The following is a 26,583-nucleotide window of genomic DNA, read 5'->3' on the forward strand; positions in this document are numbered from 1 at the left end:
AGCAGCTCTCGCTGCTGGAAAGCGAAGAGGACATCGCCAAGCGCGAACGCAGCCAGCAATTGATGGCGACACTGGACGCCATGAATCAGAAGATGGGCCGCGGCACCGTACGCCTGGGTGTCGCACACCCCGACGCCGCCTGGCAACTGCGCTGCGCCCACCGCAGCGCCCGCTACACCACCAACTGGCAGGAATTGAAGCGGTTGCGTTAGTGGGCTTGGCCCGAAAGTTATGAGCACAATTCCGAGTGTCCCAACCATCAGCAATACAATCCCTTTCCTGGGCGCTCATACCGCATAAGGCATGAAGGGAGTGAATGCGTAGATATCGCGCGCAATCTGATCGGATTGTTGCATCCATAGCAAAGGTGTTTTACGCCAGTGCCGCTTTATCAATGACTTGCGAACACTCATGCTGTGCGCCATTGCTAAAAGCCAACAGTTCTGGAGTACCCGGCATGAAGATTCTACTGATCAACGGCGGCAAGGCCTTTGCCCATTCCAATGGCGAGCTGAACGCGACGCTGCATGAACTGGCGCGCGGTGAGCTGGCCGAGCTGGGTCATGAGGTGCGTGAAACCGTCATCGAGGAAGGCTTCGAGGCCAAGGCGGAAGTCGAGAAGCAGCTGTGGGCGGACCTGATCATCTACCAGACCCCAGGTTGGTGGATGGGTCTGCCGTGGACCGTGAAGAAGTATCTCGATGACATCCTGACTGAGGGCCACGGCGCGCTGTACGCCAGCGATGGCCGTCATCGCACCAGCCCGACCCAGGGCTACGGCACTGGCGGCTTGATGCAGGGCCGCCAGTACATGCTGTCACTGACCTGGAATGCGCCACTTGAGGCCTTTGATGAAGAAGGCAACTTCTTCGAGGGCAAGGGCATCGATGGCGTCTACTTCCCGGTGCACAAGGCGATGGAATTCCTCGGCATGACGGCCTTGCCGACCTACCTGGCCACTGATGTGATCAAGAATCCTGACCTGGAGGCCTACACCCAGGCCTACCGCACGCACCTGCGCGAGCACATCGGCCGCGCCTGAAGGCTCGTAGAGATGAGTTGCGAGCGCTGAAAGCACTCGAGCCCGCTCGTAATACAAGAAGCCCGCCACCGGTGACATGACCGATGGCGGGCTTCTTGCGTTCCAACGAATAGCGGCGGCCAGCGCACACTATTGAGGGGGTACGGGGCTCAGAAGCTCCAGCTGGCGTGCGTCCAGAAGATACGCCCCGGCTCATTGACCTGTACATCGCCCTGCAGCGGGTCATCGTAGAAGCGATTGACGTGATAGGCGTAAGCCTTGTCGAACAGGTTGGAGATGCCGGCGCTCAGCTCGATGTCATCAGTGACACGATAGCCGCCCTCCAGGCCGACGATGCCGAAACCTGCCGTCGCGTCTTCGCTGTCAGAAATACGCGACTGGCGTGCGGCCGCATCGAATCGTGCCCCCGCCCACCAACGGTCCGCGTCATAGCGTGTCGCCAGATAGCCATTGAAGGGGGCGACCTGTGACAGAGGTGTCCCATCGCTCAGATTGGTGCCGTGCGTCGCGGCAACCCCTGCGGAATGCTGCCAACCGTTTTGCTGCCAGCTGGCTTCCAGCTCGATACCGTAGAGTTCGGCCTCGACATTGTCATAGGTGGTCAGCGAGTCGCCTTCGGCCAGCTCGATCCAGTCATGCACCCGGTTGTAGTAGGTGTCCGCCGAATAGCGCCAGGCGCCCTGCCTGACCGCCACTCCCAGCTCGAGCTGCTGATGGACCTCGGGATCAAGCTCGGGATTGCCCAACCAGCCATCGGAGTCAGACTGGCGGTTGTAATACCGCTCGCTGGCCGTCGGAAAGCGCACACTGCGACTGAGCGCTGCATAGCCTTTCACCGCTTCGTTGACGCGATGCTCCAGCCGCGCCAGCGCACTGAACTCCCCGTCACGCTGCTTGGCTTCTACATCATCGCCGTACTGGGCACGCCAGGCGGAGATAGCCGAGGCATTGCTGCCCACTACCTCATCGGCATCTCGCGCATCACTGATGGAGACGTCATAGCGCGCGCCAGTCACCAGCCGATTGTCGGCATCGAGGGTGGTATCCAGTTCCGCGAATACCCCGCCACGTGTGCGCACGACATCGGGCCAGGTCTGGCTATCCGACAGGCTATCCAATGACATGCCCATCCGGGAGTTGGAATTGCTCTCGAGCCGTTCGGCATCGGCCCCCAGCGTCAATATCGCGTCATGGCCCCCAACAGTCAGCGGAATATCGCCTTGGGTGCTGGCATACCAGGTCTCGGTGGTCGCGCTGGAAAACATGGCCATGTCGCTCATATCCATGTCCATGTCCATACCCGAGCCCATGCCCATGCCCATGCTCATTGAGGAATCATCAAAGTCACGCAGGGTGACGTTATCCATGTCATGCACGACGCGGGCATGGTTGAGCTGTGTTTCGGTGTGCGAGAACAGGCCGACGTTGTCGGTGGTCAACTTGAGATACTGGCGGTCCATATCGCTGCGTGGCGCATCCATCGACGGATACAGCGCATCATCGATGCGCACCACGGCGACGCCCACCTCAATGGCGACATCCTCGGTGGCAAAGGCGCCGACTCGGACACTGCCATTATCGCTGCGATACCCGCCTGCCTGGGTATCGCCATTGCCATCCTCGTAGTTGTTGCGCTCGGAATGCTCGAAGTCCAGCGCGGCCCAGAAATCGCCCTGCTTGGCGGTCAATGACAGAGTCTCACTGGTGGCATCATCATTGCTGCGCCAGCCGGCCCCCAAGGTACCCTGGACGCCATCATCATCGGTACGTGAGGGCGTATGACGCGTCACCTCGATGCTGCCCGCGGCAAAATTGGGGCCGCGACTGACGGTCTGCGCGCCCTTGTAGAGCGTGAGGTCCGACTGGCTGCCGGCAGTGGCGTAACCCAGTGTGGTATCCATGCCCCCCGGGCAGGCGGGGTAAAGCGATGCGCCATCCACCTCCTGGATCAGGCGCTCACCGCCCTGGGCACGAAAGATGGCCGAAACACCGTGACTGCCCAGACGCGAGCCACTGACACCATTGACCTCGCGTAGCTGTTCACCAAGGTCCATGTCGCCCTTGGCATGCCCCGCATGCACGTCGTGGACGGGGCTGGCCATGGGCGCCTGAGCCTCGATACTGATCAACGGCAATACGTTGGTGGTGTCAGTATCGGCGTAAACCGGCAGCGTACCGCTACTTGCCATCGCGGCGGCAATGGCCATGGGCAGACGACCACGCGATGCGCTCACTGGCGATGACAAGCGACGCGCACGGAACGGGAAATTGACGAGAGATAGCGTCATGCGCTGGCCTCCTGGAAGTCATTCCCGCGCTTGTGTGTGGCACGAATCCACAGCCAATCCAGCAGCCCCATCACGATCAGCGAGAGGCCGACCAGCGGGAAGATGACACCGACGATCATCATCAAGCCCCAGACACCGGCGATACACTTGCGCTCCTTGGGCAGCGGCGGGATACCGATACCGCCCACCGGACGACGCTTCCACCACATCACCACCGCACCGACGCTCATCATCACCATCGCGATACAGGCCAGCACCAGCACCAGCTGGTTGACCAACCCGTACTGCTGCCCCAGGTGGACATTGATGCCCCACTCCAGCGCTCGGCCCAGCGGACCGTAATCGGCGTAATGCATGTCCAGCAGCACATCGCCGGAATAGCGATCCACATGCACTACCTGCTGACGCTCCAGCGCATCCGGATAGACGGAGCCGGTGTAGACGCCCTGAGGCGAGCCCGGCAGATTGATGGCATAGCCCGGCGCCAGGCCTTCGCGAGCGAAGATGCGCTCAGCCTGATCGAGGCCGATATCGGCATGGGCAATCGCGGCGGCGCTCAGCGGCACGGCCGCAGTGCCAAAAGCCTGCTCGGCATCAGACTTGCTACCACCACCATGCCCGGCATGCTCCCCCTCATCCACGGTGGAACTTGTCGCAGCAGCCGGCAAGGAAGATAACGGGATAAGGGCCTGCTCGAGAGACCAGGTCGTCCTCTCCTGATCCACCAGACGCGTATCGGACATCGGCGTATTCACGCGCACGCCATCGGGATACCCGAAGTTATGCCCGTTGGCCAACTCGTTGACCTTGGCACCCCACACCATTGACCACGGCATGCCGGTCACGGCGAGAAACAGAATGAAACCAGCGGCGAAGATGCCACACACGGCATGCAGGTCACGCCACCACAGACGGCGCGCAGGCGTGGTACGCAGCGTGACGACACCGCCCTTCTGGCCTCGGGGCCACCACAGATACAGGCCGCTGAGTACCAGCAGAATGCTCCAGCCGGCGGCGATCTCGATCGCGGCATTGCCGATGGGGCCGGTGATCGCGAGGCTGTGCAGATTGCGGACCGTCCACATGATGCTGTCCCGGTAGGCCATCTGCCCCTGCACTTCACCACTGTAGGGATTGACGTAGACCGCCTGCTTGCCACTGCCATCGGCAGCCACGATATCGATTTCGGTGGTCAAGTCACTGGCCGCAGGCGGCACGACACGTACGGCCTTGCCGGGCAGGCTTTCCACGGCGAGTCGTACCTGCTCGCTCAGCGGGACACTCGCCTGTGCCTGGCCATTCGCCTGTTGCACCACCGGCGTGTTGACCTGCATCAGGTCGGCATGCACGAAGCGATCGATCTCTTCACGGAACAGATAAAGACCGCCGGTGACGGCCAGCAAGGTCAGGAAAGGCAGCACCAGCAGGCCGGCATAGAAATGCCAGCGCCACACGGCGCGGTAGATATCGCTGAAACCGCGAGCGGCGCGACCCGCGGAGTCGGTGTTGGTTGTTGAACTCATCTCGATTACCCATCGACAGGTGCCACGACGCGCGACGGATGCTTTGTCCGTCGGTCAACGTGAGGTCACCGAACACTATGGAGAGCCACCGCGAGGTAGCCCATCAATTCATGGCGCGAGGGAATCGAGGGGTGGCGCGCGCCCGGGCGGACGCAGATAGACATTGATGTCGCGAAACGCGACGAGGCAAGGCCGCGGGGCAGCGTCGCGAGACAACCGACCCAACGCCAGCAACAGGGCAACGGCGACCAATGCCAGCGTATAGGCCGCCATGCTGGCCAACGGACAATCCGAAGCAGCGGAACTATGGGTGATCTGCGCCTGCGAACCGCTTTCGCGAGCGGCACGCGTTATCCAGTCGCTATCAGCACTCACCCAACGACCGGTACCGACGCTCTCGAAGACGGCATGATCGTCGACCATCACCACACGCGGTGCCGCCAGCGGCATGACCAGCATGGCGGCCAGCGCGATCAGCATCACGAAGACGACATGCCCATTGGCCGCAGTCAGGCGTGACAGGGCGCGATGATAGGAAACGGATTCACGCCTGGCGTGGCGAGTCGAGAGGCAAGTCGCTGTCATGCGCCCCCCGTTGCCGACACGTTCGCGTTTGCGCTCGTGTTGACGGTCGCGACATCGGCAGAAGACGGCGCTGCGGCCACGGACTGAAGCAGGAATGTCAATCGATCGGCCAGCTGCGCAGGCGTCTGACTGAGCGGCAAGGTGTCACGCAGTCGTCCGCGGTCATCGATCACGAAGATCGCCACACTATGATCGATCATGTAATCGGGCTCACCGGCCGACGACTGCGCTTGCGCGTGTTCAGGGGGATGCCTCTGCTCGGGGTCTCGCTGCTGGAACTGGATACCGAGGCGCTGAGTGAATTCCTTCAGGCGCGTATCGTCATGTGACGGGAGGCGAAGGCCGGTCACCGGCAGGCTGAAGGCAGACAGATAACGTGACAGCACTGGCAGGGTGTCGCGCGCCGGATCCAGTGTCAGGAACATCGGATGCAGATGCGTGCGTGACGTCTCGTCAAGGCGTTGCCAGGCCATCTGCAACCGGGCAAGCGACAACGGACAGATGTCCGGGCAATGCGTAAATCCGGGAACCAGCACGCTCAGATGGCCCGCTTCCCCCCTGGACAAGGTGTCCGCGTGCAACAGTCCACGCGTGGAAGGCAGCTCGAGCGTCGCCAGCCACGCATCACGCGGCTGATGCGAAGCGGAAAGCCCCGTGATCAACGCGATGACGACGAGAGCAAAAGCACTGAGTCCCATCAGGATCAGCTTGCGCGGCGACATGAACACTCCAACGTGGCGTGCAAAGAAGGTAAAGGCAACAGGGTCGAAGGCAGGGATGCTAACCATTCACACCCGCAAAACCACTAATGCGACAAGTTGCCACAGCGATTCCCACGGGGCTTAGCGGGCGCGACAAGGCCCCAGATAGCGTAAAGCCATCACCATCATCATCAGATTCAAAGTGCGCCTCGCCCGGACGGACACGACACTGTCTCCATGCTCCTGCAATGGAGCCAGTCCCCATTCCCTTCTTCCCCTCACGCCATGAGGCTTCGCCATGATTCAGCGCCTTTCCCTGCACCCAGCCATCCTTGAAGTGCGCGACCTCGATGCCGCTTGCCGTTTCTTCACCGAAACACTCGCCCTGCCCATCCTGTTGCGCAATGCCACCAGCGCGATCCTGGAGCTGAACCATCGCCGAGACAAGCAGACCAGCGTATTGCTGTTGCAGCGCAGTGCCGAGCAACCCGACAGCCGCCAGCTGACGCTTGAGATCGAGCGAACGGACTTTGCCCGCTTCCGCGATCAATGGCAGGCCCAGGGAGCGCACCTGATCGAGAGTCACGGCAGCAGCGCCCCCGGCTGTGCCTGGCAGGTGCTCGATTGCGTGCTCCCCGATGGGCATCGCCTACGCGTGGTCAGCATCAACCCCGAGCGCTGCGCCCCGACGATCAGTCGTGGCATGGGCATGGCACCCTGAGACTCCAGAACACCAGATGTCTCGAGAGTCTCCGCAGGGGCCGGTGCATGACAAAAGCCCCGGCCCCGCTATCAAGTGCGCCATCATGGCGAGAAATGACGTTCTGGTGTGGCGTGCAAGGAAATGGCTTGGATGCCCATCACGGTAAACACGTCAGTAGTTGACGAGCAGGTCATCGATGACCGGGTTCATCTTGGTTTCGACACTGGCGTACTTAGAGAACCCCAATCCCCCTTTTGCTATTAGATGATACTGCGCATAGGCGATTTCATCGCCATACGGATCGTCTAGCCATAGTTCTGCATGAGAAAGGTATGTCACATAATCCCATGAGCGCAGCGCGGTATATTTCAGAACTACTTCGCAATATCCGGGGACCGGCGCGTCATAGACTCGCGTATTCAAGCCATTGCGACTGAAGCCCTGCTGGATCACATTCAGGAAGCCGGGCACGATCACGGCTTCATTGCGCTCGATGCACACGGTATCCAGATAGGACATGCGCTCCAGAGGCTGAACCTGCACCGAGGTACAGCCGGCCATCACGAGGGTGATGGAAGCTGCCAATAATGCCTTCGTCATTCCTGTCATTCTTGACTCCCTGTCATTGAACAAGAGGCTTCACCGCGATATATGACATGGAAGGCATACTTGTCCGCAGGGTATTAGTGAAAACAAATAAATGCGAGGAATCTGCCGGTGATCAAGCGTCATTCCCCCCATGCAACCACGAGCCTTTTCAGTGACACCGACAAATGACGACAGGCAAGACAAATATGAGTCCCCCTTATTACACCGAGCCAGTCATGACCCACTGACAGCGTGCACGGATACCAGTATTGTCGTTCTCTTGCCCGACGCAGCGTGCAGTGTTGCTCAGCGACAGAATCGCCAGCCCCTTGTGCCGAGATGGAAGTGATCACGATGGGCCGCGTTGTAATCCGGCCCCAGCACGGCGCCGAAACTCTCACAGGCGGCGTCCTGCACGGCGCGCAGGAACCGGCCTGGGGCATCTTCATCGTCGGGTGCCGTCCAGTCGCGCGGCAGCCGAATGTGACGGCCATCCGCCAGCGTGAAGCCAGTGACATCCAGCGCATCCGCGGTGGCGTGTTCACTGCGGCGTGCGTTCTCTCGCCCGTAGATGTTGCGGCAGGCGTAGCTGCCCACATGGGACACATGCGTCACCTCGCTTCCCATGACCTCCTGCGCCGCTGACTTTAGCCCATGGCGCTCGAAGCGCAGCCAGCTCACCGCCAGCGGGCAGCTGGCAATGAAGGACTGGTTGAAGCGAACGCCCTGCTCACCACTCGTGCCTGGCGACGAATGCATGCGTACGCTGTTGATGAGGTTACAGCCGTTGTCGCTGGGGCGATCCGGCAGGAAGGTCACCCGTTGCGGGACTTCCCGCTCGAGAAATGCGCGACAGGCGGCCGGATTCTCGTTCAAGCGTGAGAGCTTCCAGCCGGTCACCATGCAAGGCGGGTCCTCCAATTGCAGTGGCGCCCACGGGAGATAGTGAGCTGGTATCCAGCGCTCCAGCACGATGATGTCGCGCTGGATCGCAACGCCCAGGCCGATGAGCACCAGGCATATCAACGTGAGTCCCATGCCTTTGCGGCGCTGCTTGTGCTGCAAACCGTTCATGTTCCCCTCCTTTTCGCGATGCAGGCCCTCACCTGCCCCGGGCTTCGCCTGCCCCGGGCCTCGCCTGCCCTGGGCTTCACCTGCACCAGGGTACTGACCACCGTAGATGACAGGGCGTATCGACCGCCTCATATATGCCATATCAGAAACAGTGAAATGAAGGATGAGGTGCTGTCAGAGACGCGGCTGTCCACTATGCTGGACGCCATTCAGCAGACCAGCCATACGCCCTTGAGGGGCCGCGCCCCGGCTGCTCTCTGCACGCCAATCCGCCATCAGGAGCGCACATGACGACAGCCCCTACCTCACGCCTGGACACGATCCCGCTCTCGGTGCTGGACCTTGCCCCCATCCGCGATACCGGCAGTGTTGCTGACACCTTCCACAATAGCGTCAGTCTCGCCCAGCATGTCGAAGCGCTGGGCTTTCATCGCCTGTGGCTGGCCGAGCATCACAACATCGATGGCATCGCCAGTGCCGCCACCTCGGTGCTGATCGGCCATGTGGCCGGCAAGACCTCCCGCCTGCGGGTCGGCTCGGGCGGCATCATGCTGCCCAATCATCCCCCGCTGGTGGTGGCGGAGCAGTTCGGCACCCTGGCCACGCTCTACCCGGACAGGATCGATCTCGGACTTGGCCGCGCGCCGGGCTCCGATGGCATCACCATGCAGGCGATGCGCCGCGACCCTTCCGCCGGCGTGAATGACTTCCCCCAGCGGCTGGCCGAACTCGAGCAGTATCTGGGCGAGGCTTCACCCGGTCAGCGCGTCAAGGCCATGCCGGGGCAAGGCACTCATGTCCCCCTGTGGCTATTGGGTTCCAGCGACTACAGCGCACGCCTGGCAGCGAAAAAAGGTCTGCCCTTCGCCTTCGCCGGTCAGTTCGCCCCCGGCTACATGCTGGAGGCCATCAAGCTCTATCGCGAGAACTTCACGCCCTCCGAGGTGCTGGATGCGCCCTATGTGATGCTCGGCCTTCCGCTGATCGCCGCCGACAGTGATGAACGCGCTCACTTCCTGGCCAGCACCCAGCAACAGAAATTCCTCAACCTGATCCGCGGCAAGAGCACGCGCGCCCTGCCCCCACGCGAGACACTGGACTGGTCAGCACGCGAGGAAGCCATGGTCGGCCAGAATCTGGCTGCTGCCATCATCGGCGGGCCTGAGCGCATTCGCAGCGAACTCGAGCATCTGCTGGAGGTAACCCAGGCCGACGAATTGATGTTCAACTCGGATTTCTATGAGCATGCCGATCGCCTGAAGAGCTACGAGATACTCGCCGAGGTCGCCGGGCGCCGGACGCCGGACGCCAGTCAATGACGCGGGCCCCTTCACGCTGACTGGCTTGCCAAGACAAGACGCCGCTCACATCTCCTGTGAGCGGCGTCTGTCGTTCTGAGCCTGCCGTGAAGACACGCATTGACGTCATGAGCTGAAGGCGATGAGCTTAAAACGATAAACTCAAGGCGATGATCTCAAGTCGATAAGTTCATGCCACGACTCGGTTCAATGATGATCGCGCGGGTTCACGCGACGATTCTTGACGTCCGGCGCACGGCGGATGCGATCTTCCTCGGCCAGGCTGTCAGCCTCGAAGATATCCGCGCCGACCGGTGTCTCACCATGACGGCGATACAGCTGACTGAGCATCTGGCGACGATCAGCCCGCAGCTCTTTCACCAATACCACGATCATGCCGTAGATGATGAAGGTAAAGGGCAAGGCAGAGAGTACCGAGGCTGACTGCAAGCCCTTGAGACCGCCCGTCGAGATCAGCGTCAGGCAGATGGCCGCGATCAGCACGCCCCAGGCGATACGCTTGTAGAGCGGCGGGTTGATCGAGCCGCCGTCGGTCATCTGCGCCACGATGTAGGACGCCGAATCGGCGGAGGTCACCAGGAAGATGAAGATCAGCATGATCGCGACCACCGACAGCACACTGCTGAAGGGCATCAGATCGAACATCTCGAACAAGGCAGACGTGATGTTGGCATCCGTCGCGGCCGCCAGACCGACATCACTGGCCAGCTCCATGTTGATCGCCGCGCCACCGAAGACACCGATCCACAGGCACGCCAGCAGCGGCGGCACGATCAACACGCCCACCACATACTCCTTGATGGTGCGGCCACGCGAGACACGCGCGACGAAGGTACCGACGAACGGCGACCAGGCGATGACCCATGCCCAATAGAAGACGGTCCAGGAGCTGTTCCAGTCATTGCCGTCATAGGGCGACATGCGCAGGCTCATGCCGATGAAGTTCTGCAGATAATCGCCGATGCCCAGGGTGATCGTCTTGAGGATCTCCAGCGTCGGGCCGGTGAACAGCACATACAGCATCAGCGCGATGCAGATGCTCATGTTGAGGTTGGACAGGCGCTTGATGCCCTTGTCGAGCCCGGACCAGGTCGAGGCCATGTAGGCACAGAACATCACGCCCATGATGATGAACTGCCATTGCCAGCCTTCTTCCACGCCGAAGACGAAGTGCAGCCCCCCATTCATCTGCAACACGCCCAGGCCCAGCGATGTCGCGACCCCCATCACGGTCGCCACCACCGCAAAGACATCCAGCACCGAGCCGTAGCGGCGCACCTTGGGATGCTTGGCCGTCACGGAAGACAGCACCGAGGACACCAGACCCGCCTGTCCCTTGCGGAACTGGAAATAGGCAATGATCAGGCCGACCACCGAGAAGGCAGCCCATTGATGGACGCCCCAATTGAAGAAGGCATATTGAATGGCATAGCGCGCAGACTCGGGCGTCTCGCCCGGCATATCGGCGAACGGCGGCTTCAGATAGTGCTGCATGGGTTCCGCCATGCCATAGAACACCAGCCCGACGCCAAACCCTGCTGCCAACAGCATGCTGACCCAGGAAAAGAAGGTATAGGAAGGCCGGCTATCCTGCGGCCCGAGCCGGATCTTGCCGTACTTGCTCAACGCGAGACTGATGAGAAAGATCACGAAACCAAACACGGATATCAGATAGAACCAGCCGAACATGCTGGTCACGGCGCCGAGCGCCTGATCTGCCAATTCACCGAAACGGGTGGGGAATCCTGCCCCCAATGCGACCAGCCCCAGAATGATGATGACCGACGCGCTGAATACACGCTTTCCTCCAGATGTCATAAATCGCTACTCCCTGTGAGCTGTGACAGCGGTGAGGTGGATCGCGCACCAGCGAGAAACGAGTAGCGTATCGCCAACGAATAATCGCAGTGCCTTCTAGACATGAACCTGATTCCCCAGAACTTCAAGGGCAGACGACGTCAGCAGCACAGGAAAATTTGTCACTGTCTGTACAGGCAAGCGCTTGCCCCAGCCGGGCCACAGCCTCCGCGTGGAAGGAGAAAGCCGGTTTTGAAAAGTCAGTGCAGGCTTTGAAAGGACAGTGCAGACCTTGGAGGGACAGTGACAAGGGAGCAGAGAGACGGGAAGTCCCGGGCAAGCTGGCCAGTCACGATGGCGAGATCGCCAGATAATCTCTACATTACTTGTACGATAGTTATAAAACTCGATTCACCGCCGACATGACATCCCACTGAGGGTATTCCGATGCCTGCACATACCACTGCATCACACCCGCCACGCACCGCTGTGACCCCCACTCACGCGTCGCCTGCTGCCCCACTACCCCCAAGCCAGCTCGCCGATCAGCCGCTCGCCCACCAGGACGAGACCAGCATGACACTCGAGTCGCTGGCACGCGCACTGCAGCACGGCATGGTGCCGGTGGTCGAGGTCATGTCACTGGATGGCATCTACAAGGTGAGAATCCATCATTGCCACGGCATCTCGGACCTGACGCGCAACGATCACAGCGCGCTCTGGTTCAAGGGCACCGGCGAGATACGCGACTTGATGGGCGCACGCGGCATCAGCCACGGCGTGCTGACCTGGGCAGATCAATGGGGAGATGAAATGATCGGGGTCGAATCGCGCAGCCTCAATCAGGAAGAACTGCTCGCCTGGGGCACGCGTATCTGTTTCAAGTGAGGAATAGCCTCACGATGCCAGGGAAGATACCAGAGCCTGCGACTTCACGGACACAGGCACCTTGGCGAGAGACCATCAGGCTGAAGGCCTTCAAATGATGGGTAGGCGGATGACAAGCCAAAAGAGCCTGCAGCCAATGGCCACAGGCTCTTGTTCTTTTACCCTATTCAGTACTCACTCTATCCAGAATTCCCTCTAGCCAGAATTTTAACCAGCCAAGTTTCACGCTGAAGAAGAGCTCACGCTGACACGAGCCTCAGCCTCTTTGGTGTCCGCCAGCAGGGACAGAAGGTAGTCCTTGCGCTTCAGAAATACGGGACGCTGTTGGTAATCTCTTTTATAGGTCTGCTTGGAGACCAGCGCCTCCTGGAATGCTTCAAACTCCTCTCCATTCCCTACGTAGCGATTCTCGAGCGACATGAAGCGCTCTATATCCGCCGAGGTCAGGTATTCCCGCAAGCTGTCATTGAGATAATAGCTGAACGAAAAATACGGCATGAAGCCAAAGCGCTCGGCACGGCGGACAAAATCCGCATAGAGCAGCTCAGGATGCTGGCGCCCGACCCCCAGCTTCGCGTGATTCTTGGCACGATTGGAAATGAAGATCGCACTGCGCCGGGGCAAGAAGAGATGTTCCAGAAACAGGCCCAATGTATGGGTCACGATTTCCCGCCCTTGCACCGCCGCAATGAACCAGACCTCCATCGGCCTGGCGGGCGCCTTGCTTTGACGAAAGGTGAAAAAGCCCAGTTCACTCATTGCCACAGGCAACCACTCCGACAATGGCGTCAGGCAGAACGTCGTGCTGTCAGCCCAGACTCCCCCATAACGACTCAATAGATACAGCCGCAATACGTCCGCCTTGATGGCAGGGTTCAACCTGACCGTCGACAGCTCGAAGGCAGCAAGGAAATCAAAGCCAAGTACCTGCTGGATATTGTCATCACTGAGCAGTCGCACTTCGTAGTCTGGATTCAGCGCCTGCCACGACCTGACGCTCAGACGTACGACTTCCGGTGCTGATTCCAGCGGAGCATCCCAGTACATCCAGATTATCTTGGGCTGGGCTTGTGACTGAGTCGCCGCCCCCGGGTTGGGCCCCAATGACGACGCACGCTGCAATTCTGCGAGTGAATCCCGTGCTACCTGGTAACGTGGACTCTGTGGCGACAGCTGCGCGATTCCATAATGCGCATTGTAGCGATGGCTGAACCACGCAACATGCTTGCGCAGCCAATAGCCCTTGTTCTCGAAAGTATCGCTTCGAATGAATGCATTGATCATCAGGCAACCCAGGTATTAGTTACCCATGACAGCGCATAGGTAACGATAAATAACGCGAATCGCGTAAAAATACCGATAGTTTGCAGAATTGTCTAACAGAAGGGAAAACTCGAGGAAATGTGCAAGGCCAGATGAGTCGAGGGCAAGTCTTGGCCTTGTGACAGGGCTTGCGACAGAGAATGAAGACTTGTCATCGATGAAGCTGTTCACCGATGACAAGAATCAGGAAACCACGTAAGCAGCATTCGTCTTTCAAGACATGTCGGCTGAGCAGTCAGCGCACATATCAGTGCAACACGTCAGTGGCTGACGGCTTCTTCATTGGCCACGAAACCGGCATCAGCGCACAGGCGGCTGAATTCATCCCAGTGCTTCATGACCTGCCAGGCGCCCGTGGTCCGCAGTACCTCGGCGTGGCCCGGCGGGATGTGACTGGCGCCCAGGTGGCCGACGACCTTAAGGCCCGCGGCCACGGCAGCCTGCATTCCCGTGCGGCTGTCTTCCACTACCAGACATTCCTCGGCGGAGCGTCCCAGCGTCTTGAGGGCGAGCAGATAGAGATCCGGCGCCGGCTTGGGATTCATGACCTCATCGGAGGTGAAGATCGGCAGCTGCTCATCGCCATTGGCCGCGGCAATCTCATCGAGAATGCCACGCAGCCCCGAACTCTCAAGATTGATCTTCATGCGCTGCTCAGAGCTGTTGGACACGATCGCCAACGGCAGACGCTGATCGCGAATCCACTCCAGCGTCTCGCGCACCCCGGGCATGGCCTTGAGTGAGTCGGCCAGGCGGGCATCGACGAGATGGCGTACCTGGTCGAGCGCATCCACGGGCAGCGTGTGCTGACTGCGTGCTTCCAGATCCAGCAGGATATCGCGCGTCATCATGCCCAGACAGCGGTCCAGCTCATGCTCGATCTGCTCTGCACTCCCCAGGTCTGGCAGCCAGACGGGAAGTTTTTCCTTGAGCACGCCATCAGCGATGATCTCGCTATCCACCAATACACCGTCACAATCAAAGATAAGTTGCTTCATGCGAGCTCCAATTCGAGAAAAGATGGCCGAAACACGTGATGAACAAGACACCTTGTCGCGCAAGGCATTGAGCGGCCACAAGAAGTGATATCCCTCATTGATGAGGGCAGAAAACTGAAAAGCAATCCCGACACTCTGCAGCAGACCTGGGCGAGGATTTTCCGAGGCAAGGCTGTCGGTAGGTGACTTGACGCGCTCAAGGGTAATGCACTGCAATGGCAACGTCATGACAGGAATTCTTGCCTTATCAAGACACCCATGCAGGAGGAAGTATGCGACATCGCCATTCCCGCACATGTTCACATCCCTCACACACGTCCGGCTTCGGCACGGGCCTTCTGGCCGGCGCCGCCGCGGCGACCGCCTTCTTTCTGGGCCGACGCCTCAACAGTGCTCGCAAGGTCAGTAGCGGCCATCCGCTGAAGCATCAGGTGCTCGATGCGGCCTCGCAGGTCATGCAGCGCAAGTATCCGATGGAAGCGATGAGTACCTACCTCAACGGCTTCCACCATTACGCCGATGACATGGGGCGTCAGGTGGAGGCCAGCCACTTCTGCATCCACCTGGAACATGATCTGCACCAATGCGTGATCTTCGATTCCAATCGCAGTGATGCCCGCTTGATCGGGATCGAATACATCATCAGCGCCGAGCGCTACGAGCAGCTGCCCGAGGAAGAGAAGCCGCTCTGGCACAGCCATCACTATGAAGTGAAATCCGGCATCCTGGTGGCCCCGGGAATTCCGGAACTGGCGGAGCGCAGCTACTTCGAGGACCTCGTCACCACCTACGGCAAGACCTTCCACACCTGGCAGATCGACCGCGACGACTTCCCCTACGGTATCCCGCAGCTGATGATGGCCTTCACCCGTGACGGTCAGATCGACGAGGAGCTGATGAAGCGCCGTGATGAGCGCCTGGGCATCAGCACCGAGGAGCGCCGCCGGAAGCGCGCCGAGATTCCGCTGCCCGATGTCAGCCCCAAGGCCAACGGTGGCCCGACCCCGCCCGACAGCGAGTCCCACCAGCCGCCGCATGAGAGCCTGAACGACAGCCGCTGAGGCCAGCGGCGCATCAGCGACACAAGCCACGACACGCACCAACGACATGCATCTACGACATGCATCTACGACATGCATCTACGACATGCATCTACGACAAGGCGCCTGGCAATCATTTGCCAGGCGCCTTGTCGTTTCAGCTATCGCGTCAGGAAGCCGCAATGGGCATCCCGCAGGGCTCAGCTCTGATTGTCGTGTCGCGGCTTGTCTTCACGTGATGTCGAGGCCATCTTCTCGAGCTCCTCTTCACTCATGGAGTCATACATCGAGCGGGCGGCCCCATCCAGTTCGCTGACCTTCTGCTCGCCGCGACGTGCTGATAGTGCTGCCCCGGCTGCCATCTGCTGTGCCTTGGACTTGGCTGGCATGATTGTCCTCCCTCTGGGCGAATATCGTGAACCATGGTCGGCTGCCATGAGCTCGACCATGCCGCTTGCTGTCACTCTCCATAGGCCATGCGGCCCTCCTTCGCCCTTTTCAAGCCTCGCGATGCCTTGAGTTTCCCCTCTCTGACCCAAGGCCATGCAGGAGAGACAGATGACTGCCCTCAACAATAATATCGCCATCCAGCAGCAGGAGAGCCGCCATGCGTGACGTCGAATTTCCTCAACATCTTTCGCCCCATACTGCCAAGGATGACCTGACGGCGCTGGACGCCGAGCAACTGGCACGCGGGTATCAACGCGGTGAGTTCGACCCGCTACAGGTGACGCGAGCGGTGCTCGATCGTATCGGGCGACTCAACCCGCTGGTCAATGCCTATGTGCATGTCGCGCATGACACGGCGCTGGAGGAGGCACGTAAATCCACGCAGCGCTGGCAGGCCGGCAAGCCATTGAGTCCGCTCGATGGCATTCCGACCTCGCTGAAAGGCCTGACCGATGTTGCCGGCATGCCAGCGAGAGCAGGCTCCCTGATCACACCGGCCACGCCATGCCAGCAGGATGCGCCGCCGGTCAGGCGCTTGCGTGAGGCAGGCGCGATTCTACTTGGCAAGACCAACACCCCCGAGTTCGGCTGGAAGGCCGTCACCGACAACCTCGTGCATGGCACCACCAGCAATGCCTGGAATACCGAACTGACACCCGGTGGCTCTTCCGGTGGCGCGGCTACCGCCGCCGCCCTCAATCTGGGCGTGCTGCATCAGGGCGGTGACTCCGGCGGGTCGATCCGTATCCCTGCCGCCTTCAGTGGCATCTTCGGCTTCAAGCCCACCTTCGGCTGGACACCACAGTGGCCACCCTCCAAGGCTGCCTTTCTGTCCAGCATCGGGCCCATGACCCGCAGCCCCCGTGACGCCGCCGCCATGCTCAATGTCATCGGCCGTCACGATGCCCAGGACCCATACGCCAACCGCGGCCAACCCGAGGATTGGGGCGCGGATATCGGCAAGTCGCTGGCAGGACTGCGCATCGCCTACTCGCCATGTTTCGGGTCTGTCGAGGTCGACCCCGAGATCGCAAGCCTGGTGGAGCGCGCCGCACAGCGTCTGGCGAACCTTGGCGCGGACATCGTGACAGTCGATCCCCTGGTCGAGACAAGCCTCGAGACATTTCGCAAGATCTGGTTCACCGCCTCACTGGGGCTCTGGGATGACTGCGATGCCCAGCAGCGTGAACAGCTTGACCCCGGGCTGGTCGAGAATGCCATGTGTGCACGTGAATGGTCGTCGCTGGATCTGTTCAAGGCGCTTGAGGAGCGCTACCGGATCACCCAGGCGCTGGAACAATTCAACCAGGATTTCCACCTGTTGCTGACACCCAGCGTCGCCGTCACCCCCTTCGCCCTGAATCATCAGGTACCCCCGGATAGCCAGATGCATGACTGGGAGGAATGGGCGCCGTTCTCGTACCCCTTCAACCTGAGCGGTCAACCAGCGGCGTCAGTGCCCTGTGGCTTCACGTCTCAGGGGCTGCCCGTCGGCTTTCAGCTGGCAGGCGGCAAGCACGATGATGTGCGACTGCTGCGGGCAGCCGCTGCCTATATGGATGCCTACCCTACCGCGCATCCCGCCGAGCCCTACCGTCCAAGATGACGCCGCGCGGCCGCACTGGCTGACCGGCGACCTTCACATGCGACAACGCCCACCACTGCCCCTTCATCAGGGCGGTGGCGGGCGTTGGCTGTGATGCCTGTCGTTCAAGCAAAAGGCTATTTCAAAGGGCTGTCTCAAAAGGCTATTTCACAGGGCTATTTCAATACGCCCTGCAAAAGGCGATTCACATGAACGCGGCCCCGTGAGCCGCCCCGGTTACTTGAGCGAATCCTGATTGCCGATACGCGCCATCATCTCGGTGAACATCTGGATGTCGAGCAGCAGGTTATCGACCCGCTTGAACTCCTCGGAGGTATGCCCGGTATAGGTCTCGCCCGGCATGGACGGACCGAAGTTGATCGCATTGGGCAACAGCTTGGCGGTCGTACTGCCCGCAGAGGAGCGCGGCTCGGCCTCCATGCCGGTGGTATCCCCGAAGATATTGAGCAGCGTCTGCAGCCAGGCACCGCTGGGGTCACGCAGCATCCAGTCGCGAATCTCGACGTTCAGCGTCATGTCCATGCCCTGCTCGCTGGCATAGGCGCTCAGCTTGTCCTGAATCGTCTGGCTCAATTCCTCAGGTGATTTCTCACCGGCGGGTGCACGCACATTGACCGCGACCCGCAGCACATCGTCCTCCCTGGCGAAGAAGGTCGGCGTCACCTTGAGCGGCCCCATGAAATCATGGGAATACGCGATGCCCAGCTGCTTGCCGTGATAGTCCAGCCCGTAGTTGTCGTTCAGGTAATGGATGGCATCTTCATAGGCATTGTCATGGAAATCGATGCCGGAGGTGGCAAGCAGGCCCGCCAGCCGTGTGACAGGATTGACGCCGTTGGCCGGCGCCGAGGAGTGGGCCGACTTGCCGGTCACCGTCACGCTGACCTCTTCACCTTCCACCTCACTGGCGACGCTGAAGTCCTGGCCATGCTCCTTGACGTAGCGGCTGCCGAGCGTTTCAAGCTTGTGGCTGAGCGCCTTGGCACCCGCTGCGTCAGCCGCGTGCAGCGTGGCGGTGGAGCGCTCCGGAATCTGGTTGGTCGCCAGGCCGCCCTGGAAGTCGGTGATCGTCGGCAGAGCGTCGACTGCCTGATCAGATGACGCCTCGCCGGCCTTGGGCATCAAGGGGAAGCGCGCATCGATGGTGCCGAAACCATTCTCGGCCGTGATCGCCGGATAACCGCTATCGAGCACGATGTTGTATTCCGGCAGGTCATTTCTGGCCTTGTAGTACTCGAAGCCATCACCGCCGGTCTCTTCCGTGGTCTCGATCATCAGGCGAATGGTGCGCTTGAGCGGCACCTCATTCTCCTTGAGCGACTTCATGGCATACAGCGCCGCGGCAATCGAGGCCTTGTCATCTTCGGTGCCGCGCCCGTAGAGCTTGCCGTCGATCTCGGTCATCGCGAACGGGTCGAGATGGGTGCCGTCGCCGAGTGTCCAACCCTCCTCGCCTGCCGGTACCACATCGCCGTGGGTCAGAATGCCGAACACGTCATCGCCAGTTCCCTCAAGCTCAACCTCGAAGACGCGGTTGTCGACGTTACGGAATGTCAGGCCGAACGCCTCGGCGCGCGCCTTGATCAGCTCACCGAAGCGCGCGATTTCCGGATTCTCGAATTGCGGCTTCTCCCCCACCTTGGCGGTCGGGATCGCGACCATTTCCTTGAGCAGCGCCTGGACGTCGTCGCCGTACTGCAGACGGTTGTAGACCCCCAGCAGACGATAGATGTTGACGAAGGCATCGCCCTCCAGCGTCTCACCAGCCTGATACTGCTCGATGGCAGCCCTGACGGCCGTGTCCTGGGAATTGCGTTCGGCCACCTGGGTCAGAAAGCCATTGAAGTCCGGCGCCAGCTCCTGCCGGCCCTGTTCGATCAAGCTGACCAGCTGGGCACGCTTGAGCGTATGTTCACCCTGCGGTGCGCGCTTGCCCGTATCATCGGCCGCCATCGGCTCGTCTGCGCTGACAGGCAGCGCGCTGCCGAGCCCGAGTGCCAGACCCAACGCGAGGGCCGTCTGACGAGAAGTAGCGTGAGTGGCTGTGCGGGTACTCATGGGCATGTACATCCTTGTGTTAGGCAAGACGCCACGTCGTCAATGGCCGCAGAGACAAGCGATGAGGAGAAGACCCTCACCGACGCCCGGCGACAGCTGACCACGCGACATCAAGACGGTTTCATCGGCCTTGCCGTGAAACATGAATGTCTTATACACAACCATTTTATGTACTAGGCCACGCCACGCCAACCCTAGCGAGAGGTGCCTGCCACTCTGCTCTCCATTATGGCCTGCCCCTCTTCGCCCCAGACGAGCGACTCAGTTCCAGCGCTTGAGCAGAATCTCGATGAACAGTTCCGCGATCGGCGACAGGGACTCACCGCGCCGCCGCAGCAGGCCAATGGTGCGGTCAATGCGCGGTTCGGGCAGTTCACGCTGACATAGCACCTCGTGTTCTGGCCCCGGCATGGCCATCGACGGCAGGATGGCGACGCCTAGCCCGCTCTCGACCAGACCCAGTGACGTCGAAAGGTGCTGTACCTCGTAGAAGCCATCCAGATGCAGGCCGGCGGACAGCAGGGTGTTGTCGAGCAGAATGCGGTTGCCGCTGTCACGCGAGACCGTGATCAGGCGCACATCGTCCAGGTCGCTCCATTCCACGCGCTGTTTCTGTGCAAGAGGATGGTCTCGACGCAGGGCCAGCACGAAGGGATCACGATAGATGGAGGTGAAATCCACCGCCGGATGGTGGGCACTGACCATATTGATACCAAAGTCTGCCTCCCCCGAGACCACCCTTTCGACCCCTTCATTGGCACTGACATCCAGGATGCGAATCCGGATACCGGGATAGGCGGTATTGAATTCGCGCACCACGCTGGGCAGGAAGTAGAAGGCTGCCGTGGGCAGGCAAGCGATGGTCAGCACCCCCTTGCGGTGGGTGGCAAGCTCGCGGACGCCGACCAGAGACGACTCATAATCTTCGAGCAACTTGCGGGCTTTGGGCAGAAAATCACGCCCAACGGGCGTCAAACGACTTCTTCGCGTGGTGCGCTCGAGCACCTTGGCGCCCAGAATCTCCTCCAGTTTCTGGATGCGGCGCGACAACGCCGGCTGCGAAATATGCAGCCGTTCTGCCGCCTCATTGAAGGAATGATTCTCGGCGACCTCGACGAACGCCGACAGATCCAGAAACTCCAATCTATGCATGCAACTACCTTATTGTTTCAGTTTTCGGATTAATTCGCACAATGATGACAGTATAGGTTTTATTTGCATTTGATGCATAGATCATCGGCTGTGATGCTTCACGAAGGCGCAAACAGACAGGAGCGCGTTCCAACATGATGCATTCACTTCCTTGCATGATCCTACGTGGCGGTACCTCTCGGGGTCCCTTCCTGCGTCTGGATCACCTCCCCGCCGATGACGAAGGCCGTCGCGAAGTTCTGCGTCAGGTCATGGGGTCCGGCCACGTACTGCAGATCGATGGCCTGGGCGGCGGCAATTCGTTGACCAGCAAGGTCGCCCTCGTCGGGCCGCCCAGTCATCCTGAAGCTGATGTCGATTACCTGTTCGCTCAGGTCGATGTAGAAAGCGACAAGGTCGACTTCTCGCCCAACTGCGGCAACATGCTGGCCGCCGTCGGCCCCTACGCCATCGAGACCGGCATGATTGCGCCACAGGGTGACCTGACGCGTCTGCGGATTCACAACCTCAATACCCGCACGCTGATCGACAGCCAGGTGCCGACGCCCGCTGGCGCGGTGGCCTACCAGGGTGACACGCGCATCAGTGGCGTGCCCGGTGCCGGCAGCGCCATCAAGCTGGGCTTCCTCGGCGCGGTGGGCGCCAAGACCGGCAAGATGCTGCCCAGCGGCCAGGTCATCGACGTGATTGATGGCGTCGAGGTGACCTGCCTCGACTCCGCCACGCCGGTGGTGCTGATCGAAGCGGCAAGTCTGGGCTGGGCGGGCAACGAAGCGCCGGCCGAGATGGATGCCAACCGCGAGGCGATGGCACGTCTCGAGCAGATTCGCCTCAAGGCGGGAGAGTTGATGGGCATGGGCGACGTCAGCGGCTCGGTGCTGCCCAAGCCGGTGATTCTCTCCGCCCCGCGCACCCAGGACGGCACTCTGTGCGCCCGTTACTTCGTGCCGCATCGCTGCCATGGCGCCCTGGCCGTCACGGGCGCCATCACGCTGGCCGTTGCGACCAGCATCCCGGGCACCTTGGCCAATCGTGTGGCACTCGCGGCCGGCACTCTGGCACCGGATAGCCTGGCGGCAAACGTTCATCTGGAACATCCCGCCGGATTTCTGGATGTCGAGGTCGAGCATGCCAATGCCGACCCGATGACCCCCAGCCGCGTGTCTCTGCTGCGCACGGCACGCAAGATCATGAGTGGCGAGGTGTTCTTGAACCTCCCCGACTCGGTGGAAATGCCTGGGCGTGCATGACACGCCAGACGACCGCACTGGCAAGCGCCAGAGGCGAAGAGTTCGTCGACAGGCAACGAGCAGGTACTGCAGTATATTGATTTACAATGAATTTTCGCTAAACGAAATAGCCTGACTGCGCCGCCATGCAGATAGCGCATCACTGATCGACAACGCATTCCAACAATAATCAGGAGTCAGACCATGTCCATCATCGTGTCTACCCCCAAGCGCCAGACCCTCAAGCGTCATGCCCGTACCACCGCATTGGCCTTCATGCTGCCCGTCATGGGCCTGATGCCACTGTCCTCAGCCGTTCACGCCGCGGCGGAAGTCCCTGACACCCTGACCTGGACCGTCCCGTTCGGTGTCGGGGGCGGCACGGACGTCTGGGCACGCTTCATGTCCAACTGGGTGACCAAGGACCTGCCGGGCAACCCGGCTGTCGTCATCGACAACGTCCCGGGCGGTGGTTCCATCACTGGCGTCAACCTGTTCAGCAAGCGTGCCGGCGATGACGGCGACGAGATGGTCGTCACCTCGGCCTCTACCCAGTATCCGGCCATACTGCGCGACCGTCGCGTGCGCTATGACTATGCCGACTGGGAGCCGATCTTCGCCGCACCGACAGGGGGTGTCGTCTACGCCTCAAGCTCGCTGGGCAAGGACAGCGCCAGTGCGCTCGAGGCCCTCGCCTCCCAGGAAGTGAAGTTCGCCGGTCAGAACCCGACCGGGCTCGAGATGCCGGTGCTGATGGCCTTCGATCTGCTCGATTTCCAGGTCGACCCGGTCTTCGGCATGAAGAGCCGTGGTGAAGGCCGTCTGGCCTTCGAGCGTGGCGAAGTCGCCCTCGACTTCCAGACCACCTCCGCCTACAAGAGCAACGTCACGCCGCTGGTCGACGCCGGCCAGGCCGTACCGCTGTTCAGCCTTGGCGTGATGGATGACGAAGGCCATATCGAGCGCGATCCGTCCTTCCCGGACCTGCCGACCTTCTCCGAGCTGTATCTGGCCCAGGAAGGCCATTCACGTGACGACGAGGCCTACCAGATCTTCCACAAGTTCTTCGCCTCCGGTTACGCCATGCAGAAGATGCTGCTGGTGCCGAAGGACGTGGACCCGGAACTGCTAGAGCTTTACCGCCAGGCCGCGCGTGATCTGGCCAAGGACCCCGAGTTCCTCAAGGAAGCGGCCGAGAAGGTCGGGCCCTATGGCCTGATGGTCGGCAAGGCCGCCGCGACCCAGCTTCAGGAAGCCATGCAGCTGAGCGAAGCCGAGCACGAATGGGTCAAGAACTGGCTGATGGAACGCCACAATATCCGCCTGCAATCTCGTTGAGGCGCGCAATCACACCCGTAACGGCCTGATCCCCGGGTGTGATGGGGCCCACTCACGGGGCTGCCGACCAGCAGCCCCGTGAGCCTTTCACTCCCTGCCTCACCATGCTCTCCCCGGCACCGCCTCTGAGTGTTAGAGAAGCATCTAGAGAAGAACAAGAGGTTGAGTAACGCCATGATCGACACTCTCCTGTCCAGCATTGGACACGTCTTCACGCTGACGCATCTGCTGTTCATGATGATCGGCATCTTCGTCGGCCTGCTGGTCGGTATCATTCCCGGCCTGGGCGGCATCGCCGGCATGGCCCTGCTGCTGCCCTTCCTCTATGGACTGGACCCGGGCTACGCCCTGGGCATGCTGATGGGCATGGTCGCGGTCATTCCTACCGGCGATACCTTCGCCTCTGTCCTGATGGGCATTCCCGGTTCCAGCGCGTCGCAAGCCACGGTGCTGGATGGCTTCCCGCTGGCCAAGAAGGGCCAGGCCGCCCGCGCGCTGACCAGTGCCTTCCTGTCTTCCCTGTGTGGTGGCGTGATCGGCGCCATCATCCTGACCGGCTTCATCCTCGTCGCACGCCCCCTCGTACTGGCCTTCTCGTCAGCCGAATTGTTCGTATTGACCTTGCTGGGCCTGACGATGGTGGCGGTGTTGTCCGGCAAGAACCTGTTCAAGGGCACCGCTGCCTGTGGCCTCGGCCTGCTGGTCGGTGCCATCGGCGCCGCACCGGCGACCGGCGAGTACCGCATGAACCTGGATATCGACTACCTGTACGACGGCGTGCCGCTGATCGTGCTGGGTCTGGGCATCTTCGCCCTGCCGGAAATCGTCGAGCTGCTGCTGGGACGTGGCAGTATCGCCAAGAACGGCAACACCGACCTGGGCAAAGGCTGGTCTGCCGGCATCAAGGATGTGGTCAAGAACAAGTGGCTGGTCGCGCGCTGTGCCGGTATCGGCAGCCTGATCGGGACCATTCCGGGTCTGGCGGGTTCCGTGGTCGACTGGATCACCTACGGCTTCGCGGTCAAGACCGCCAAGGACCCGAGCCAGTTCGGCAAGGGCGACATCCGCGGCGTCATCGCGCCGGAATCCGCCAACAATGCCTGCGCCTGCGGTGCCATGGTGCCGACACTGCTGTTCGGGGTGCCAGGCTCCGGCACGGCGGCGGTCTTCCTGGGCGGGCTGTTGCTGCTGGGTCTGGAACCCGGCGTGTCGATGATCACCACCAATCTGGACATGACCTACACCATCATCTGGTCACTGGCGCTGGCCAATATCCTAGGCGCGGGCCTGTGTCTGATGCTGGCGCGTCCGGTCGCGCAGCTGACGCGTGTACCCTTCGCCATTCTGGCCCCTGCCATCACCGTGCTGATCCTGTTCGCTGCCTACCAGGCCAGCCGCTCACTGGGTGACTGGGCCGCGCTGGGCATGATCGGCATGATCGGTGTGCTATTCAAGAGTGCTGGCTGGTCGCGTCCGGCCTTCCTGATCGGCTTCGTGCTGGCACCGGGTGCCGAGAACTACTTCTACCAGAGCATGCAGTTCCACGGCGCCGAAGCCTTCCTGCGTCCGGGCGTGCTGATCATCCTCGGCCTGATCCTGCTGGCCTTCTTCCTGCCGGTGATCCGCAAGGCGATCATGCGTCGTCGCCAGACCCATGAAGTGGTCGAGACTGCGCCGTCGCCGGAAGAGGATGTGCTGGAATCGCGTGGCTTCGGTGGCGTCGACTTCCTGCTGCTGTTGATGATGGGCGCAGCCGCCCTGTGGGCGCTCTACGACGTCAAGGACCTGATGCCGCTGGGCAAGGCCTTCCCGACGCTGGCCGCCTTCATCACGCTGCTCTCGGTGATCGCCGTGGTCTTCAACGGCTGGCGTCGCGGCATGATTCGTGTCAAGCAACCGGCCTTCAAGGCAGTGGGCGTGGTACTTGGCTTCTTTGTGTTGATCGGCGTCAGTGCGCTGCTGGGCTTCGTCTCCACCGCCGTGCTGTTCTGCCTGGGCTTCCAGCTCACCATCGCACGCAAGTCGCCGCTGTTCGCAGGGCTCTTCGCGCTGGGCGTGGCAGTCTTCCTGCTCGGCATGCAGGCGGCGATGAATCTGCACTACCCGACGGGTCTGCTGGATGACGTGGTGCTGCCGATGATTCCCTTCCTGTAAGGCCAGCTGGCATCACCAGCACTCAACTCTCGAGTACGACATACGCAAGCGGGCACCCATTGGGTGCCCGCTTGCGTATTGTGACAACCCCAAGCCCATTGTCAGGTACTCGCCGCCATCACGACTCAGTCGACGCGATGAAACCTGGCTCGTGCCGCCTGTGGCGACACCCCGAAATGACGCCGGTAGGCCGTGGCGAAGTTGCAGGCATGGGCATACCCCACCTGATGCGCCACCTGCTGAATGCTCACCCCGCGCCGCAGAGCCTGCTCGGCACACCGCATGCGACATTCACGCTGATAACTGCCCAGTGACTGCCCGAAGGCCTGGCGAAACTTGTGGCGCAAGCCGGAGGGGCTCATGCAGGCCAGCCGCGCCAGTTCCTCCAGCGAGTGTGCGCCATGCGGCACGGCGGCAAGACGCTGACGCACCGCCTCCAGATGTCGACAGGCGCCGTGGGGTCGCGATGGGGACGCTAATGGCGATGCAGGGGGTGCGGCGGCTGCGGAGAACGCCGACACGTCCTGTGCCTCACCAGTGCGGCGCTTGAGTGCCACCCCCAGCAACTGCAACGCGATCCCCTGCCATTCCAGCATATCGCCCTCGCAAGCGGGGGTCGCTGGCGTCTCACACTCTTCTCGTACGCCCTCACCATCAGGGGCTCTGACACGCTCATCCAGTTGCTGATGAAGCCAGCGCCCCGGCGTCCAGCCCAGCGGGCTGGACT

Annotated in this window: 23 protein-coding genes; 10 read left to right on the top strand and 13 right to left on the bottom strand. The window is 61.1% G+C overall.

Features of this window, described 5'->3' with window-relative positions:
* Both AC4FAH_RS05030 and AC4FAH_RS05035 read left to right on the top strand, forming a co-directional pair.
* A partial coding sequence (locus tag AC4FAH_RS05030; RefSeq protein WP_288388245.1) for a DUF4113 domain-containing protein occupies positions 1-212 on the top strand: 212 nt, incomplete at its 5' end.
* A gap of 245 nt (positions 213-457) precedes the next feature.
* On the top strand, positions 458-1,042 hold the full coding sequence (locus AC4FAH_RS05035; RefSeq protein ID WP_213114077.1) for an NAD(P)H-dependent oxidoreductase: 585 nt from the start codon (positions 458-460) through the stop codon (positions 1,040-1,042).
* A gap of 149 nt (positions 1,043-1,191) precedes the next feature.
* Here AC4FAH_RS05035 and AC4FAH_RS05040 read toward each other — a convergent pair whose 3' ends face one another.
* From AC4FAH_RS05040 to AC4FAH_RS05055, 4 genes are all read right to left on the bottom strand, one after another.
* Positions 1,192-3,330, bottom strand: coding sequence for a TonB-dependent receptor domain-containing protein (locus AC4FAH_RS05040; RefSeq protein ID WP_287020710.1), 2,139 nt, complete (start codon positions 3,328-3,330; stop codon positions 1,192-1,194).
* Positions 3,327-4,853, bottom strand: coding sequence for a PepSY-associated TM helix domain-containing protein (locus AC4FAH_RS05045; RefSeq protein ID WP_213114075.1), 1,527 nt, complete (start codon positions 4,851-4,853; stop codon positions 3,327-3,329). Before AC4FAH_RS05045 ends, AC4FAH_RS05040 begins: the two co-directional genes overlap by 4 nt.
* A gap of 108 nt (positions 4,854-4,961) precedes the next feature.
* Positions 4,962-5,438, bottom strand: a complete 477-nt coding sequence (locus AC4FAH_RS05050) for a DUF2946 family protein (RefSeq protein ID WP_213114074.1) — start codon at positions 5,436-5,438, stop codon at positions 4,962-4,964.
* The gene (locus AC4FAH_RS05055) at positions 5,435-6,160 is read right to left on the bottom strand and encodes an SCO family protein (protein WP_284726183.1); all 726 of its coding nucleotides are present in this window, start codon (positions 6,158-6,160) and stop codon (positions 5,435-5,437) included. Before AC4FAH_RS05055 ends, AC4FAH_RS05050 begins: the two co-directional genes overlap by 4 nt.
* A 277-nt stretch (positions 6,161-6,437) precedes the next feature.
* On the opposite strand from AC4FAH_RS05055, the gene AC4FAH_RS05060 reads away from it, so the two are divergent.
* Positions 6,438-6,860, top strand: coding sequence for a VOC family protein (locus AC4FAH_RS05060; protein ID WP_213114072.1), 423 nt, complete (start codon positions 6,438-6,440; stop codon positions 6,858-6,860).
* Between the two features lie 153 nt (positions 6,861-7,013).
* Here AC4FAH_RS05060 and AC4FAH_RS05065 read toward each other — a convergent pair whose 3' ends face one another.
* Together AC4FAH_RS05065 and AC4FAH_RS05070 are read right to left on the bottom strand one after the other, a co-directional pair.
* Positions 7,014-7,451, bottom strand: a complete 438-nt coding sequence (locus AC4FAH_RS05065; RefSeq protein ID WP_286988080.1) for an Sbal_3080 family lipoprotein — start codon at positions 7,449-7,451, stop codon at positions 7,014-7,016.
* Between the two features lie 285 nt (positions 7,452-7,736).
* Positions 7,737-8,504 (bottom strand): extensin-like domain-containing protein, encoded by a 768-nt coding sequence (locus AC4FAH_RS05070; protein WP_353888916.1) that lies wholly within the window; start codon positions 8,502-8,504, stop codon positions 7,737-7,739.
* Between the two features lie 287 nt (positions 8,505-8,791).
* Here AC4FAH_RS05070 and AC4FAH_RS05075 point away from each other — a divergent pair, with 287 nt between their 5' ends.
* The gene (locus AC4FAH_RS05075) at positions 8,792-9,823 is read left to right on the top strand and encodes an LLM class flavin-dependent oxidoreductase (protein ID WP_213114070.1); all 1,032 of its coding nucleotides are present in this window, start codon (positions 8,792-8,794) and stop codon (positions 9,821-9,823) included.
* A 186-nt stretch (positions 9,824-10,009) separates the two neighbouring features.
* On the opposite strand, the gene AC4FAH_RS05080 is transcribed toward AC4FAH_RS05075, so the two are convergent.
* Positions 10,010-11,641, bottom strand: coding sequence for a BCCT family transporter (locus AC4FAH_RS05080; protein WP_213114069.1), 1,632 nt, complete (start codon positions 11,639-11,641; stop codon positions 10,010-10,012).
* A gap of 555 nt (positions 11,642-12,196) precedes the next feature.
* Between AC4FAH_RS05080 and AC4FAH_RS05085 the strand changes: the two genes are divergently transcribed.
* A complete protein-coding gene (locus AC4FAH_RS05085; protein ID WP_043332181.1) occupies positions 12,197-12,508 on the top strand; it encodes a hypothetical protein in 312 nt (103 codons plus the stop codon).
* Between the two features lie 222 nt (positions 12,509-12,730).
* On the opposite strand, the gene AC4FAH_RS05090 is transcribed toward AC4FAH_RS05085, so the two are convergent.
* Positions 12,731-13,792 (bottom strand): capsular polysaccharide synthesis protein, encoded by a 1,062-nt coding sequence (locus tag AC4FAH_RS05090; RefSeq protein ID WP_213114068.1) that lies wholly within the window; start codon positions 13,790-13,792, stop codon positions 12,731-12,733.
* Positions 13,793-14,091: 299 nt separating this feature from the next.
* Entirely contained in the window at positions 14,092-14,829 is a 738-nt protein-coding gene (locus AC4FAH_RS05095) for an HAD family hydrolase (protein WP_082388488.1), read from the bottom strand.
* A 272-nt stretch (positions 14,830-15,101) separates the two neighbouring features.
* On the opposite strand from AC4FAH_RS05095, the gene AC4FAH_RS05100 reads away from it, so the two are divergent.
* Positions 15,102-15,890, top strand: coding sequence for an OBAP family protein (locus AC4FAH_RS05100; protein ID WP_286988079.1), 789 nt, complete (start codon positions 15,102-15,104; stop codon positions 15,888-15,890).
* 179 nt (positions 15,891-16,069) lie between these two features.
* Here AC4FAH_RS05100 and AC4FAH_RS05105 read toward each other — a convergent pair whose 3' ends face one another.
* Positions 16,070-16,258 carry a DUF3008 family protein gene (locus AC4FAH_RS05105; RefSeq protein WP_043332182.1) on the bottom strand — a complete coding sequence of 63 codons (189 nt, stop codon included), beginning with the start codon at positions 16,256-16,258 and terminating at the stop codon, positions 16,070-16,072.
* Positions 16,259-16,476: 218 nt separating this feature from the next.
* Here AC4FAH_RS05105 and AC4FAH_RS05110 point away from each other — a divergent pair, with 218 nt between their 5' ends.
* Complete coding sequence (locus AC4FAH_RS05110; protein WP_286988077.1) at positions 16,477-17,925, top strand: amidase; 1,449 nt, start codon at positions 16,477-16,479, stop codon at positions 17,923-17,925.
* A gap of 216 nt (positions 17,926-18,141) precedes the next feature.
* On the opposite strand, the gene AC4FAH_RS05115 is transcribed toward AC4FAH_RS05110, so the two are convergent.
* The gene (locus AC4FAH_RS05115; protein WP_286988076.1) at positions 18,142-19,983 is read right to left on the bottom strand and encodes a dipeptidase; all 1,842 of its coding nucleotides are present in this window, start codon (positions 19,981-19,983) and stop codon (positions 18,142-18,144) included.
* Positions 19,984-20,244: 261 nt separating this feature from the next.
* On the bottom strand, positions 20,245-21,135 hold the full coding sequence (locus tag AC4FAH_RS05120; RefSeq protein WP_043332186.1) for a LysR family transcriptional regulator: 891 nt from the start codon (positions 21,133-21,135) through the stop codon (positions 20,245-20,247).
* Positions 21,136-21,269: 134 nt separating this feature from the next.
* On the opposite strand from AC4FAH_RS05120, the gene AC4FAH_RS05125 reads away from it, so the two are divergent.
* The 3 genes from AC4FAH_RS05125 to AC4FAH_RS05135 all read left to right on the top strand — a co-directional run bounded on the left by AC4FAH_RS05125 (position 21,270) and on the right by AC4FAH_RS05135 (position 25,856).
* Positions 21,270-22,385, top strand: coding sequence for a 4-oxalomesaconate tautomerase (locus AC4FAH_RS05125; protein ID WP_286988075.1), 1,116 nt, complete (start codon positions 21,270-21,272; stop codon positions 22,383-22,385).
* A gap of 183 nt (positions 22,386-22,568) precedes the next feature.
* Positions 22,569-23,702, top strand: a complete 1,134-nt coding sequence (locus AC4FAH_RS05130) for a Bug family tripartite tricarboxylate transporter substrate binding protein (protein ID WP_286988074.1) — start codon at positions 22,569-22,571, stop codon at positions 23,700-23,702.
* A 174-nt stretch (positions 23,703-23,876) separates the two neighbouring features.
* On the top strand, positions 23,877-25,856 hold the full coding sequence (locus AC4FAH_RS05135; protein ID WP_213115147.1) for a tripartite tricarboxylate transporter permease: 1,980 nt from the start codon (positions 23,877-23,879) through the stop codon (positions 25,854-25,856).
* A gap of 125 nt (positions 25,857-25,981) precedes the next feature.
* Here AC4FAH_RS05135 and AC4FAH_RS05140 read toward each other — a convergent pair.
* Positions 25,982-26,583: helix-turn-helix transcriptional regulator (locus AC4FAH_RS05140; RefSeq protein WP_490245737.1), on the bottom strand; the 602-nt coding region annotated here is incomplete at its 5' end.

Source organism: Cobetia sp., from assembly GCF_983723665.1.